Origin of the sequence: Nonomuraea sp. 3-1Str (genome assembly GCF_031570565.1) — a bacterium.
Taxonomy (GTDB): domain Bacteria; phylum Actinomycetota; class Actinomycetes; order Streptosporangiales; family Streptosporangiaceae; genus Nonomuraea.
Window position 1 is genome coordinate 357,684 of sequence record NZ_JALHBK010000002.1, and the last position, 13,490, is coordinate 371,173.

Genomic DNA, 13,490 nt, shown 5'->3' on the forward strand with positions numbered 1-13,490 from the left:
TGTTCGGCCGGTTGAACCACGCCGAGTGTACTTATCTCGCGTATGGGGGACGTAAGGATGGCGAAATATCCGGTTGGCCGGACTTGATGGTCAGTCCGGCAGCGGCACCCGGAGCGACAGGGCGCCGCGCAGGTCCAGCCAGGCGCTGCCGGGGCCGCGCACCACCCGCAGCACGACCTCCTCGCACCCCGGGCAGCGGCCCACCAGTCCCGGCTCGGGGCCGTACACGTGCAGCGCGGCGATCGGCCCCGCCAGGCCGCAGCTCGCGCACCGGCCGGTCGCCGCGGTGACGTCCACGGCGAACAGCTCGGCTAGCGGGCCGGCCAGCGCGTTCCCGTCGAGGTGTTCAGCGGTCATGCCTGTCCCCTGATGGTCCGGTCAGCCTGGTGTGAGGCCGAGGTGTCTGGTGTCCGGTCAGCCCCCGGTGGGGCCGAAGCGTTCGGTGCGGATGCGCTCGGGGGCGTGGCCGAGCGCGAGCAGCAGGTCGGCGGCGGCCTCCACGAACCCCGTCGGGCCGCACACGTAGCAGTCGGGCTCGAAGGAGGAGGGCCAGCCGCCCTCGGCGAGGTCGTCCAGCATGACGCGCCCGGCCGGCCGGGGCCAGGGGACGGGCGTGGAGCGCGTGTACAGGAAGGTCACGTCGACGCCGGGCTCGGGCCGGCGCAGCTCCTCGGCGTAGTAGCGGCTGCCGGGCCCGCGCAGCGAGTACAGCAGCCGGAACGGCACGCGGCTGCCCACACGGCGGCGCTCGCGGAGCATCGCCATCAGCGGCACGATGCCGGACCCGCCGGCGACCAGCAGCACCGGCGCGGCGCTCTCCGGCCGCCACACGAACCACCCGCCGACCGGCCCGCGCAGCTCAACCTCGTCGCCGATCTCCATGATCTCGGTCAGGTACGGCGAGACCTCCCCGCCGGGCACGCTCTCGACGGTCAGCTCGACCGTCCCACCGTCGGAGGGCGCGGCCAGGGAGTAGCTGCGCTGTGTGCTGTAACCGTCGTCGGCCGTCAGCCGCACGTCCACGTGCTGGCCCGCGAGGTGGCCGGACCACCCGGGCACCTCGAAGCGCAGCGTGCGGGCGCTGGGCGTCTCGTCGCGGACCTCGGTCAGCCGGGCGGGCCGCCAGCTCACGCGGCGGGTCGCCGGCCGCCCCACTAGTCGCCCTCGTAGCGCTGCTCGCGCCACGGGTCACCGTAGTTGTGGTAGCCGGCCGTCTCCCAGAAGCCGGGCCAGTCCTCGTTCACCAGCCGGATGCCGCGCACCCACTTGGCCGACTTCCAGAAGTACAGGTGAGGCACCAGCAGCCGGGCCGGACCGCCGTGGACGGGCGCCAGCTCCTCGCCGTCGAAGGTGTGGACGATCCACGCCTTGCCGTCGAGCAGGTCCTCGACCGGCAGGTTGGTGGTGTAGCCGCCGTACGAGTGGACCAGCGCGTACTCGGCGGCGCTCTCCACGTTCTCGAAGAGCACGTCGAGCGAGACGCCCTCCCACTGGGTGCCGAGCTTGGTCCACTTGGTGACGCAGTGGATGTCGACGGTCGGCCGCTCGCCGGGCAGCGCCATGAGCTCCTGCCACGACCAGCGGTGGGTCTCGCCGGCCTCGGTGTCGATGGTGAACTCCCACCGGTCGAGCGGCACCCGCGGCGTCGGCCCGGCCGACAGCACGGGGAAGTCCTCGACGAGGTACTGGCCGGGCGGCAGCCGGTCGCCGCCCTCTCTGGGGCGGCCGCGAAAGCCGCGCGAGACGATGGCCACGGGGCCTCCTTCAGCGACACCTGTCCCGCCATTCCATCACGGCACCATTCCATGATCCCCATGGGGCACGTAGCCTGGCAGGAGGGGCCGTCGTCATCCGGGGAGCCGCATCTTGAGCGACCGCAAGCCGTACGGAGTGAACTTCGAGTCGTGGATCGACCGGCAGATCCGCGAGGCGGAGGAGCGGGGCGAGTTCGACGACCTGCCGGGCAAGGGCAAGCCGCTGTCCGACCTCGACAAGCCGCACGACGACATGTGGTGGATCAAGCAGAAGCTGCGCAGCGAGGGCCTGTCCATGCCGCTGCCGCCGACGCTCGCCCTGCGCAAGGACGCCGAGGAGGCGCTGGCCGAGGCGCGCGCCGCCCGCTCCGAGCGCGAGGCGCGGCAGATCGTCGAGGAGATCAACGCGAGGATCCGCGAGGCCATCCGCACCGGCCTGTCCGGCCCGCCGCTCAACCTGCTGCCGTTCGACGTGGAGCGCGTCGTCGCGGAGTGGCGCGCCTCCCACTGAACGCGCGTCTCACCGAACGCGCGTCCCACCGAACGCGTCTCCCACCGAACGCGCCTCCGACCGAACGCGCCTCCCGCTGTGCGCGTTGTGTATGGACCCGCCGGGGGACGGCGCTCACAATCAGGCCATGAGCGATGGTGCCGTTACTGATGGGGGCACGGGCGGGCACGTGGGCGCGCGGGCGCCGCGCCGGGAGGACGCCCGGCTGCTGACCGGCCGGGCCAGGTACGCCGGCAACGTGCGGCTGCCCGGGACGGCCCACGCCGTCGTCGTGCGCAGCCCCGTCGCGCACGGGCGGCTGACCGGGTGCGACGCCAAGGCCGCGTGGACGGTCGAGGGCGTGCTCGACGTCATCACGCCCGCCGACGCCGTCGACGTGCGGCTGCCGTGCGTGACGCTCGCCGCCGGGCAGCGCGACACCTCCTACCCGGTCCTGGAGGAGACCATCCGGTACGTGGGCCAGCCGCTCGCCGTGGTCGTCGCCGAGACGCCCGAGGCCGCCGCCGACGCCGCCGCGCTGCTGGACCTCGACCTGCACGAGCTGCCCCCGGTCGTCGGCGTGGAGCGGGCGATGGAGCCGGACGCCCCTCTCCTCCACCCCGACTGGGGCTCCAACGTGCTCACCGACTCGGTCCTCGGCGACGCGGACTGCGAGGAGGCCATCGCCGGCGCCGAGCACGTGGTGGAGCTGGCCTTCCGGTACGGCAGGGCGTCGCCGTACCCGATGGAGCCGCGCGCGCTCGTCGCCACGTTCATCGACGGGGAGCTGACCATCCGCATCTCGACGCAGGCGCCGCACCACGTGCGCGACCACGCCGCCGACGCGCTCGGGCTCACCCACGACCGGGTGCGCGTCGTCAGCGGCGACACCGGCGGCGGGTTCGGCGGCAAGGAGCACATCTACCCCGACGAGACGCTGGTCTGCCTGGCCGCGATGCGTCTGGGCGGCCGGCCCGTGCGCTGGACGGAGTCGCCCGGCGACCGGCTGGTCGCCACCCTGCCCGCCCGGGCCGCCGTCCACCGGGCGCGGCTGGCGCTGGACGCCGACGGCCGGTTCGTGGCGCTGCACGCCGACGTCGTCGGCGACCTCGGGGCGCACCCGTCGAACGTCGGCATCTCGCCGTTCGCGGTGACCGCCATCATGCTGCCCGGCCCGTACCGCTTCGACCGGGCAGGGGTACGGCTGCGCGGCGTCGTCACGACGACCACGCCGACCGGCTCGTACCGGGGCTTCGGCCAGCCGGAGGCGACGTACACGCGGGAGCGGCTGATCGACGAGGCGGCGCGGCGGCTCGGGCTCGACCCGGTGGAGCTGCGGCTGCGCAACCTGCTGGGGCCGGAGGAGCTGCCGTGCGTGACGCGGATCTGGCAGCCGTACGACTCGGGCGACTACCCGCGCGCCCTGCGCACGCTCAGGGACATGGTCAGGGTGTTCCCCGGCGGCGACGGGCGCCGGCGGGGCGTCGGGTTCTCGTGCCACGTGGAGGCGACCGGGCTGGGGCCGTCGCAGGACATGAAGGCCGCGGGGCAGCAGGTCGGCGGGTACGAGATCGCGGTGCTGCGCATGGAGCCGGACGCCTCGGTCGTCGTCGCCTCCGGCCTGGCCGCGATCGGGCAGGGCATCGAGACGACGCTGGCCCAGCTCGCCGCCGACCGGATGGGCGTCGATCCCGGCCGGGTCCGGGTGGTGCTGGGCGACACCGCGGCGACGCCCTACTCGCCGATCGGCTCCATCGCCAGCCGGGCGCTCGCCGTCGGCGGGGGAGCGCTGGTCCAGGCCGCGGCCCGGCTGCGCGACAAGATCCTGACCATCGCCGCGCACCGGCTGGAGGCCGCGCCGGAGGACCTGGAGATCACCGACGGGGCCGTACGGGTGAAGGGCGACCCGCGCGCCTCGCTGACGCTGCGGGAGGTCGCCACGTCGGCGTGGCGCGGCTGGGACCTGCCCGAGGGCGCGTCGCCCGGCCTGGAGGAGCGGGCCGTCTACGACCCGGCCGCCTACACCTACGCCTACGGCGCCCACGCCGCGGCCGTCGCCGTGGACCCGGAGACCGGGGCGGTCGAGGTGGAGGGCTACTGGGCGGTCAACGACGCCGGTGTGCTGGTGAACCCGGCGATCGTCGAGGGCCAGCTCAGCGGCGGCATCGCGCAGGGCATCGGCATGGCCCTGACCGAGGAGGTCGTCCACACCGCCGACGGCCAGCCGGTCATCGACTACCTGCTGCCCACGACCAGGGAGGTGCCCGCGATCGAGCTGGCGACGCTGGTGACGCCCTCGCCCATCACGCCCGGGGGCATGAAGGGCGTCGGCGAGGCCGGCACCATCGGGCCGCCCGCCGCCATCGGCAACGCGGTCGCCGCCGCCCTGCCGGAGGTCGCCGGCGAGATCACGGTCACGCCGCTGACGCCCGAGCGGTTGTGGAGGCTGCTGACGCATGCCCGCACGCCCACCGGGTAGCCGTAGCCGAATGGACTTCGCGGACTGGTTCCTCACCCAGGACGAACGCGACAACCCGGCCACCCGGCTGGGCGCCTGGACGACGGGCAACCTGGTGCGCCCCCTCATCCACGGGGCGACCTACTTCGCCGAGCTCAAGACGTGCCTGGACAGCGTGCGGGCGCACGATCTGGTGCTGTTCGCCGACTGGCGCGGCGACCCCGACGAGCGGCTCGCCGACGGCGGACCGCAGATCTCCGAGGCGCTGTCGGGGGCGGCCGCCAGGGGAGCGCTGGTCAACGGGCTGATCTGGCGCTCGCACCTGGACGCGCTGCGCTTCAGCGCCGAGGAGAACCGGCACCTCGGCGAGAAGATCGAGGCGGCCGGCGGCCAGGCCGTGCTCGACACCCGGGTACGGCCCGGCGGCGCGCACCACCAGAAGTTCGTCGTCATCCGGCGACGCGACGACCCTGACCACGATGTGACGTTCGTCGGCGGCGTCGACCTGTGCCACAGCCGCCGCGACGACGCCGCCCACCACGGCGACCCGCAGGCCGCGCCCATGCCCGACGTGTACGGCGACAGCCCGCCGTGGCACGACGTGCAGGTGGCGATCCACGGGCCGGCGGTCGCGGAGGTGGAGACCGTGTTCCGCGAGCGGTGGGAGGACCCGGCCCCGGAGACGCGGCAGCCGTTCAGGAGGCTGCGCGACCATCTGGAGCGGATGGACGACGTGCCCGCGCTGCCGCCGCCGGGCCCGGCTCCCGGACCGGCGGGGACGCACGCCGTGCAGCTGCTGCGCACCTACCCCTACCGGCGCCGCCCGTACCCGTTCGCCCCGCGCGGCGAGCGGAGCGTGGCCCGCGCCTACCAGAAGGTCCTGCGCAGGGCCCGCTCGCTCGTGTACCTGGAGGACCAGTACCTGTGGTCCACCGAGGTGATCGAGCCGTTCGCGGAGGCGCTGGAGCGCGAGGAAGAACTCCGCATGATCATCGTGGTGCCGCGCCATCCCGACCAGGACGGCTGGCTGGCCGGCCCGGCCAGCCTCATCGGCCGCAGCGAGGCGCTGCGCCGGCTGAAGCAGGCGGGCGGCGACCGGGTCGCGGTGTACGACCTGGAGAACCACGCGGGCACCCCGGTCTACGTCCACGCCAAGGTCTGCGTGGTGGACGACGTGTGGGCGTCGGTCGGGTCCGACAACGTCAACCTGCGGTCGTGGACGTACGACTCGGAGCTGAGCTGCGCGGTCGTGGACGAGGAGCCCGACCCCCGCCCGCCCGCCGGTGGCCGCCGGTTCGCCCGGGAGCTGCGGCTCACGCTGGCCGCCGAGCACCTGGACCGCGACCCGGACGACGTGGACGACCTGTGCGACCCGAAGGCGGCCTTCGAGGCGCTGGCGGAGTCGGCGCGGCGCCTGGACGCCTGGCACCGGGACGGGCGCCGGGGCCCGCGTCCGCCCGGCCGCCTGCGGCCGCACCCGGCTCCGGAGCTGGGGCGGGTGCGCAAGCTGCTGGCCATGCCGCTGTACCGGGTCGCGGTCGACCCGGACGGCCGTCCCTCGGACATGCGCCGCTCCCGCCGCTTCTGACCGCCTCGTCCGTCAGGCGGGACGGGCGGACGCGGCACTGTCCAGGACGGCCTGGAGCTGCGCCGGCTCGGAGGTGCCTCCGGCGGCGAGGACGACGCCGTGGCGGTCCGTGACGACCGCGTACGGCGGCCACGGGATGTCGTTGCGCTCGTACACGTCCGGGTCCACCACCCGGGGCAGCCCGTCCAGCCCGTCGGCCCCGTCCTTGGGCGCCGCGGTGACCAGGACGACCTCCATCCGGGCGGCCATGGCCACGAAGTGGGGGAGCATCGTGGTGCACAGCCCGCACCCGGGCGAGACCAGCGCGTACAGGACCCGGTCCGAGGCCCGCTCCGGCGCCCCTTCCAGCGCGAACGGCGTGCCGGGCCGCGGCCCGTGCTCGGTGCGTCCCGTGGTGTAGGTACGACCGGACGTATCGGTACGCCCGCCGGACGAGCCGTGACGTCCGGCACCGGGCAGCAGGATCGGGAGCACGAACGCGAGCCCGAGCAGCGCGGCGGCCACCGCCACCTGAGCCGGAGCGAACGGCGACGGCCCCGCCGCGACCGCCATGAGCGCCAGCGCCAGGAGCACCCCCGTCCGCACCATCGTCCCGGGCCCGACCAGGTCGCGGCCGCCGAAGCAGCCGCAGCCGACCCGCAGGCCGCGCCGCAGCACCGAGCCCATCGCCGCGAGGAACACCGCGAACAGCAGCGCCGCGACCACGGCCCCCAGCCGGCGCAGGCCCGGCGCCAGCAGCAGCCCCGCGGCCGCCACCTCGACGGCCAGCACGGTCACCGCCGCGGGCAGGGCCAACGGAGCGGGCAGCACCCGGTAGCCGTCGATGGCCGCCGCGAACCCGCGCACGTCGCGGACCTTGCCGAGGGCCGCCCCCAGCAGCACCGCCGCCACCGCCAGGTACGCGGACGCGAGGACGATCACGGCACCCCCTGGTAGGCGGACGCCTGCAACTCGTAGAGGTCGGCGTAGAGCCCGTCGCGCGCCATCAGCTCCTCGTGTGTGCCGTGCTCGGCCACGCGCCCGTGATCGAGCACGTAGACCCGGTCGGCGTAGCGGACGCTGGCCAGCCGGTGGGTGATGAGCACGATCGTACGGCCGTCGGCGTGCTTCCTGATCCGCTCGAACAGGGCGTGCTCGGCCCGCGCGTCCAGCGCCGAGGTGGGCTCGTCGAAGATGACCAGCGCCGCGTCGCGGTAGAAGCCGCGCGCCACGGCGATGCGCTGCCACTGCCCGCCCGACAGGTCGTGCCCCCCGCGGAAGCGGCGGTCGAGCAGGGCGTCGTACCCGTCCGGCAGCGCGGCCACCACCTCGTGCGCGCCCGACGCCTCCGCGGCGGCGGCCAGCCGGTGCTCGTCCACGGGCTCACCCATGACGATGTTCTCCCGGACGGTGAGCGGCCAGCGCGTGTGGTCCTGGGCGATCACGGAGACGTGCCGGCGCAGCGTGTCGGCGTCGAGCGTGCCGAGGTCGGCGCCGTCCCAGCGGATCGCGCCCTGGTCCGGCCGGTAGAGCCCGGCCAGGAGCTTGGCCAGCGTGGTCTTGCCCGAGCCGTTCTCGCCGACGAGGGCGACGACCTCGCCGCGGTTCACGGTCACGCTGACGCCCGACAGCGCGGGGCGGTCGGCTCCCGGGTAGGTGAAGGTCACGTCGTCGGCGGTCAGCCGGCGGAACGGCGCGGGCGGGAGTGCGCCGTCCGTGCGGGCGACGCGATCCTCGGCCAGCTCGCGGAAGGCCAGGTAGTCGCCGAAGTACAGGCCGGCCTCGTACAGCCGGTTCATGGCCTGGACCAGGCCCGTCAGCGAGCCCTGGCCGGTCCTGACGGCGAGCACGGCCGCCCCGGCCACTGCCAGCGGGACGATCCCGGCCGCGAGCAGCCCGCCGAGGGCCGCGTACACGCCGGCCGTGGCGACCCCGGTCAGCAGGTCGCCGGCCGCCTTGGCGGCGGTGCGCCGGCGGGCCACGTCGAGCTGCACCTCCTGCTCCAGGTCCGCCACCTTGGCGTACTGGCCGAGCAGGAAGTCGCGCAGCCCGTAGGCCCGCACCTCGGCGGCGGGTAACCGCTCGGCCATCAGGTCGGACAGCATGAACTTGCGCCGCCGCGCGGCGGAGAGCCGGTAGAACCCCTGGTAGCCGAGGCGGGCGGCGCGTACGGCCGCCCAGCCGGCGGGCACGGCCGTGACCAGCAGCAGCGGCATGAGAACCGGGTGCAGCAGGCCGAGCGCGGCGGCGGAGGCCAGCACGCCGACGGCGGCGGTGAGCACGGCGATGGCCGTCTCGACCACGGTCGCGCTGTCGGGCACGCCGCTGTCGCGGGCGCGCCGCATCCCGTTGTGGAAGTCGTGGTCGTCGAACGCGGTGAGGTCGACGCGGGTGGTCAGCTCGAACAGCCTGGTCTCCGCGAGCCGTTCGACCAGCGGCTTCAGCCGGGCCTGCGCCCAGCCCGCGCCCGTCAGCAGCGCGCCGCGCAGCCCGGCCGCGGCGGCGACGAGCACCAGTGAGGGCAGCGCGGCCCGCACCCGCTCGGGGGTGGGCCCGGCGGCGAACAGGGAGGCGAGCACGTCGGAGGTCGCCACCAGGCCGAAGACCGTGAACACGCCGGCCGCGAGGCTGCCCGCCACGGCCACCGCCGTGTCTCGGCGGCTCGCCTGCCAGGCCAGCCGCAGCGCGGCGGCGACGAGCGAGGGGAGGCGGCGGGCGATGGTGCCGAGCGTCGTGGTCAGGAGGTGCTCGTCGTGGCTCTCCCAGTAGGCGACCACCAGCCCGGACCTGTCGTCCGGGACGTCGGGCCCCCGCCTGCGCCACAGCCTCACGCGGGGAGGCCCTCTCGTGACAGCCGGCACGGCGGAGTTCCCCGAATCACGGAGTCAATCTAAGTGACCATCGCGGCAGTGTAAAGGACGAAGTAAATGCCTTTTTGGCAATCCGCGATGCCTCTGGACATGCGTCCGGATATCTGCCCATAATGCGACCGTTTGTGCGTCGCCTTGGTCGTGAACGCGATTCTCGACGGCGCACAGGGCACGGGAAAAGGCGCTTACCAGCGTCATCCCGAGGCTCAGATCCCTACAGCGGCCGTCCATCGACGGCCAAGGAAGGAGCCCCCATGTCCGTGCTGGCCCTTGAGCCCCGCGACGCAGGCGTCATCGAGTTCGAAGACCTCATGGTCGACTTCGAAGGTGAGCTGGGCAAGCTGCTCCACGGCCCCCAGGCCTGCGTCAACACCTGCAAGCGCACGGTCTGCAGCAGCTTCCCCTGCTGCCCGTCCATCGTGTAGCTCCATCCGGTAACCCGCTCGCGGCCACGCGGGGACGCGTGGCCGTGCAAAGCGCTGTGGAAAGGCCATCGGCGCAGTTCCGGTGGCCTTTTCTTTCATCGGCATAAGCGCTCCGCGATCGAAGGGTCACGATGGACGTAAATGTGCGCGACCGCCTTACCCGATTTGCCGATTCGTATGGTAGGGAAATCTACGAGGACGACACGTGGATCAGCGTTCACGACCCTGAGGCGGAAACCCCGGTCCAAGGCTGGAAGCTCCACGTCTCGGCACGTCCCGGAACCCTCGCCGACACCCTCGACCGGGCCCTGCCCGTCCTCGCCGCCGCCGGGTGCGCCTTCAAGGTGGCCCGCTCGGCGCACACGCTCATGGAGCTCAACTCGGGCGACCTCGACCCCGGCGCCGTGGGCAAGGCCATGACGGTCTACCCGGCGCAGAACGCGGTGGTGGAGATCGGGCACGCCCTCGCGAGCGCGCTCGCCGGGATGGCCGCGCCGCGCATCGTCAGCGACCGGCGGATCCGCAGCGACGCGCCGGTCTACTACCGGTACGCGCCCTTCGCCCCGCAGTACCGCGTGGACGACAACGGGGACTTCGAGCTGGTGGTGGTCGGGCCGGACGGGGAGCGGCTGCCGGGGGCGGCGGGCCCGGAGTACTCCTGCCCGCCGTGGACCACCGACCCGTTCCGGCCCGGCGACCCCTCACCCGCCGGCGAGGCCGGTTCCGGCTCGTCCGCCGCGGAGGCCGGCTCCGGAGGCAGGCTGATCGGCGGGCGATACCGCGTGACCTCCGGCGTCGTGCGCGGCCCCCGGGGCAACGTCTACCGGGCCACCGACGCGGCCGGCCGGCCCGTCGTGGTCAAGGAGGCCCGCGCGTACGTCGGCGAGAACACCCAGGGCTGGGACCTGCGGATGTACCTGCGCAACGAGCTGCGCGTCCTCCAGGCACTCAAGGGCGTGCCCGGCGTGCCCGAGCCGATCGACCACTTCCGCCACGGCGACGACGAGTTCCTCGTCATGACCGACGCGGGCAGCCGCGACCTCAACCGGTTCGTGGCCGAGAACGGCCTGTTCACCGACCGGCCCGCCGGGGCCGGGCCATGGGACCGCGACCTCGGCGCGCTGGCCGCGCGCCTGCTGGAGGTGCTGGACGCCGTGCACGCGCGCGGGGTGGTGGTCCGGGACCTGTCGCCCAAGAACGTCGTGCTGGGCGAGGACGGCCGCTGCACGCTCATCGACTTCGGCAACAGCCGGTACGACGGCCTCCAGCTCCCGGGCTGGAGCCGCGGCTACAGCGTGCCCGACCAGCACACCGACCGGGAGTCCGGGCCCGCCGACGACTACTTCTCGCTCGGCGCCACCCTGTTCTTCGCCACCACCGGCATGAACCCCGTCATGATCGACCCCGACCCGGTCCGCAACCTGGAGCGCACGCTGATGTGCCTCGCGCGGATGTCCCCCGGCGCTCCAGGGGGCGTGCGCGGCCTGCTGCCGTCGCTGCTCAGCCTGGACCCGGAGGAGCGCACCGAGGCCGCCGCGGCGCTGAGGTCGGGCCTGGGCGGGGCGTCCGCGTTCCCCGCCCGGACGCGGCCCGTGCCGCCGAGGCTGACCGGAGACCTGCTGGCGAGCGTCCTCGACCACACGACCCGCGAGTGCGTCGCCTTCGCCGAGCGCCTCATGGCCGCCCCCGGGGCCGCGCGCCGGGCGAGCCCGCCGGTCACGAACGTCTACGGCGGCTGCGCCGGCGTCGGCATGGAGCTGCTGCACCACCCCGAGGCCAAGGCCGTCGCCGCCGACCCGGCCCGCCGGACGGCCCGCGTCATGCCGCCCGCCGCGCTCCCCCCGTCCCTGTACTTCGGCCGCACCGGGCCGGCGCTGTTCCTGCCCGCCGCCCGGCTGCCCGCCGTGCCGGAGCTGGCCGTGCCCGAGCCGGTCACGCTCGACGGCCCCCAGCGCGCCGACCAGGCGCACGGCGTCGCCGGCATCGGAGCCGGCCACCTGGCGCTGGCCGCGATCGGCGACGACCCCCGGCATCTGAAGGTCGCCGCGGAGTGCGCCAGGCGCCTGCTCGCCGGGGAGGTCACCGCGCCCGAGGAGGACGTGCCGCCGCCGCCCGGGTCGGGGGTGGCCGTGGACGCCGCGTTCGCCCACGGCGAGGCCGGCTGCGCGGACTTCCTGCTCTCCTACCACGAGGCCACCGGCGACCCGGCGGCCGGCGAGGCGGCCAGGGAGCGGTTCGCGGGCCTGGCCGTACGGGCCGAGGCCATGCTGGCCGAGCTGGCGGGGCCGGAGGCGCGGCCGATGGGCGCGTCCTGGTGCCAGGGCGTGTCGGGCATCGCGAGCGCGCTGGCGCACGCCGCGGCGGCGTACGGCGACGACGGCTACCTGGCGCTGGCCGAACGCGGCGCGCTGGCCGGGCTGACGGTCGCCCCGCAGGCGTGGGTGGTCTCGCAGTGCTGCGGCCTGGCCGGCATGGGCGAGGCGCTGATCGACCTGGCCCTGGTCACGGGCGACGACCGCCACTGGCGCGGGGCGGAGCAGATCGCCGAGCTCATGCTGGTGCGCGCCGGAGGAGAGCCGGAGCGGCCGGTGTTCCCGGGCAACGACCTGGACAAGGCCGGGTACACCTGGGCCACGGGGACCGCCGGGGTGCTGTCGTTCCTGCGCCGGCTGGACCGCCGCTCGGGCACGCGCCTGTGGACGGCCGCCTGGCGCCTGCCCGGGTAGGGGCCCGGCGGCCTACGCCCTGGTCGCGTGGTACAGGCCGTTGACGGCCAGGGCGTAGCCGTACACGCCGAAGCCGACCACGATGCCGCGCGCGACCGGCGACAGGTACGAGTGGTGCCGGAACTCCTCGCGCCGGTGGACGTTCGAGATGTGCACCTCCACCACGGGCAGCTCGGCGCCCTCGATGGCGTCGTGCAGCGCGACCGAGGTGTGGGTGTAGGCGCCGGCGTTGAGGACGGCGCCGATGCACCGGCCCGCCTTGACCTCCGCGCCGGCCTCCTGGATCCAGTCGACCAGCTGCCCCTCGTGGTTGGACTGCCGGAAGACCGTGTCGAGGCCGAGCTTGCCGGCCTCCTGCCGGCACAGCTCCTCCACGTCGGCGAGCGTGGCCGATCCGTAGATCTCCGGCCTGCGGGTGCCGAGGAGGTTGAGGTTGGGGCCGTTGAGAATCAGAACCGAGGTCACAGCGGGAGACTAACCCGAGGGGTGAACCGGTGGGGCGAGGGGCGCGTACCTGGGAACGAGCCCGAACTCCCGAACCCACCGATCCCCGAGGAGCGAGCATGCCCCAGAAGCGCGTCGTGGCCGTCCTGGCCGTGCTGGGTGTCCAGCTCGTCGCCGGATGCGCAGCCGCCTCCCAGGCCCAGCCCGCCCCGCCCGCCGCGATGGCCGGGGCGGCGACGCAGGACGGCCACGCGGAGGCCGACGTCTCGTTCTCGCAGGAGATGATCACGCACCACCGGCTGACGATCCGGCTGGCCGCGCTGGCGCCGGACCGCAGCGACACGGCGTACGTGCGCGACCTCGCCGGGAAGCTGGTCGCCGCCGAGCAGAAGGACATCACGCAGATGACGTCGTGGCTGCGCTCGTGGAAGGCCGAGGTGCCGGACGAGAGCCACGCCGGTCATGACATGCCGGGTATGGAGTCGGGCACGAACATGGCCGGGATGGTGTCGGCCGACGACCTGGCGGCGCTGAAGAAGCTGTCCGGGCCCGCGTTCGACCGGGCGTGGCTGAAGGCGCTGGCCGACCACTTGGACGCCGGCGTGAAGATGGCCGAGGTGGCACAGGCCCTCGGCAAGCACGCGCCCACGGTCAAGCTCGCTCGCAGGCTCGTCGAGGAGCAGCGCGAGGAGGTCGCCGCCCTCAGGCAGCACCTCGCCTGACCGGAAGGGTCGCGGGGGTGGCAGATCTTGCCGC

Annotated in this window: 12 protein-coding genes; 6 read left to right on the forward strand and 6 right to left on the reverse strand. The window is 74.3% G+C overall.

Going from position 1 to position 13,490, the window contains the following annotated elements:
- Positions 1–90: 90 nt before the first annotated feature.
- From MTP10_RS05450 to MTP10_RS05460, 3 genes are read right to left on the reverse strand one after another with little or no spacing between them, the layout of a single operon-like run.
- Complete coding sequence (locus MTP10_RS05450) at positions 91–357, reverse strand: DUF6510 family protein (protein WP_310707880.1); 267 nt, start codon at positions 355–357, stop codon at positions 91–93.
- A 57-nt stretch (positions 358–414) separates the two neighbouring features.
- Positions 415–1,131 (reverse strand): ferredoxin reductase, encoded by a 717-nt coding sequence (locus MTP10_RS05455; protein WP_310707881.1) that lies wholly within the window; start codon positions 1,129–1,131, stop codon positions 415–417.
- A 23-nt stretch (positions 1,132–1,154) separates the two neighbouring features.
- On the reverse strand, positions 1,155–1,754 hold the full coding sequence (locus MTP10_RS05460; RefSeq protein ID WP_310707882.1) for a sulfite oxidase-like oxidoreductase: 600 nt from the start codon (positions 1,752–1,754) through the stop codon (positions 1,155–1,157).
- A gap of 112 nt (positions 1,755–1,866) precedes the next feature.
- Between MTP10_RS05460 and MTP10_RS05465 the strand changes: the two genes are divergently transcribed.
- The 3 genes from MTP10_RS05465 to MTP10_RS05475 all read left to right on the forward strand — a co-directional run bounded on the left by MTP10_RS05465 (position 1,867) and on the right by MTP10_RS05475 (position 6,290).
- Complete coding sequence (locus MTP10_RS05465) at positions 1,867–2,265, forward strand: DUF1992 domain-containing protein (protein WP_310707883.1); 399 nt, start codon at positions 1,867–1,869, stop codon at positions 2,263–2,265.
- 127 nt (positions 2,266–2,392) lie between these two features.
- Positions 2,393–4,723 (forward strand): xanthine dehydrogenase family protein molybdopterin-binding subunit, encoded by a 2,331-nt coding sequence (locus tag MTP10_RS05470; protein ID WP_310707884.1) that lies wholly within the window; start codon positions 2,393–2,395, stop codon positions 4,721–4,723.
- Positions 4,724–4,733: 10 nt separating this feature from the next.
- A complete protein-coding gene (locus tag MTP10_RS05475; protein WP_310707885.1) occupies positions 4,734–6,290 on the forward strand; it encodes a phospholipase D-like domain-containing protein in 1,557 nt (518 codons plus the stop codon).
- A 12-nt stretch (positions 6,291–6,302) separates the two neighbouring features.
- Here the strand turns inward: MTP10_RS05475 and MTP10_RS05480 are convergent, their stop codons facing one another.
- Together MTP10_RS05480 and MTP10_RS05485 are read right to left on the reverse strand one after the other, a co-directional pair.
- Entirely contained in the window at positions 6,303–7,211 is a 909-nt protein-coding gene (locus MTP10_RS05480; RefSeq protein WP_310707886.1) for a MauE/DoxX family redox-associated membrane protein, read from the reverse strand.
- Positions 7,208–9,100, reverse strand: a complete 1,893-nt coding sequence (locus MTP10_RS05485) for an ABC transporter ATP-binding protein (RefSeq protein WP_310707887.1) — start codon at positions 9,098–9,100, stop codon at positions 7,208–7,210. The genes MTP10_RS05480 and MTP10_RS05485 overlap by 4 nt, the downstream gene beginning before the upstream one ends.
- Positions 9,101–9,393: 293 nt before the next feature.
- Here MTP10_RS05485 and MTP10_RS05490 point away from each other — a divergent pair, with 293 nt between their 5' ends.
- Positions 9,394–9,564 (forward strand): hypothetical protein, encoded by a 171-nt coding sequence (locus MTP10_RS05490; protein ID WP_310707888.1) that lies wholly within the window; start codon positions 9,394–9,396, stop codon positions 9,562–9,564.
- Positions 9,565–9,707: 143 nt separating this feature from the next.
- Positions 9,708–12,290, forward strand: coding sequence for a class IV lanthionine synthetase LanL (gene lanL / locus MTP10_RS05495; protein WP_310707889.1), 2,583 nt, complete (start codon positions 9,708–9,710; stop codon positions 12,288–12,290).
- Positions 12,291–12,302: 12 nt separating this feature from the next.
- On the opposite strand, the gene aroQ is transcribed toward lanL, so the two are convergent.
- A complete protein-coding gene (gene aroQ / locus MTP10_RS05500) occupies positions 12,303–12,755 on the reverse strand; it encodes a type II 3-dehydroquinate dehydratase (protein ID WP_310707890.1) in 453 nt (150 codons plus the stop codon).
- Between the two features lie 98 nt (positions 12,756–12,853).
- Between aroQ and MTP10_RS05505 the strand changes: the two genes are divergently transcribed.
- On the forward strand, positions 12,854–13,456 hold the full coding sequence (locus tag MTP10_RS05505; RefSeq protein ID WP_310707891.1) for a DUF305 domain-containing protein: 603 nt from the start codon (positions 12,854–12,856) through the stop codon (positions 13,454–13,456).
- The last annotated feature ends 34 nt before the right edge of the window (positions 13,457–13,490 follow it).

What these genes read in the sequence shown, in the direction of transcription:
- MTP10_RS05450 (WP_310707880.1), bottom strand. Translation starts at nt 357, where the DNA reads ATGACCGCTGAACACCTCGACGGGAACGCGCTGGCCGGCCCGCTAGCC.
- MTP10_RS05490 (WP_310707888.1), top strand. Translation starts at nt 9,394, where the DNA reads ATGTCCGTGCTGGCCCTTGAGCCCCGCGACGCAGGCGTCATCGAGTTC.
- MTP10_RS05505 (WP_310707891.1), top strand. Translation starts at nt 12,854, where the DNA reads ATGCCCCAGAAGCGCGTCGTGGCCGTCCTGGCCGTGCTGGGTGTCCAG.
- MTP10_RS05470 (WP_310707884.1), top strand. Translation starts at nt 2,393, where the DNA reads ATGAGCGATGGTGCCGTTACTGATGGGGGCACGGGCGGGCACGTGGGC.
- MTP10_RS05475 (WP_310707885.1), top strand. Translation starts at nt 4,734, where the DNA reads ATGGACTTCGCGGACTGGTTCCTCACCCAGGACGAACGCGACAACCCG.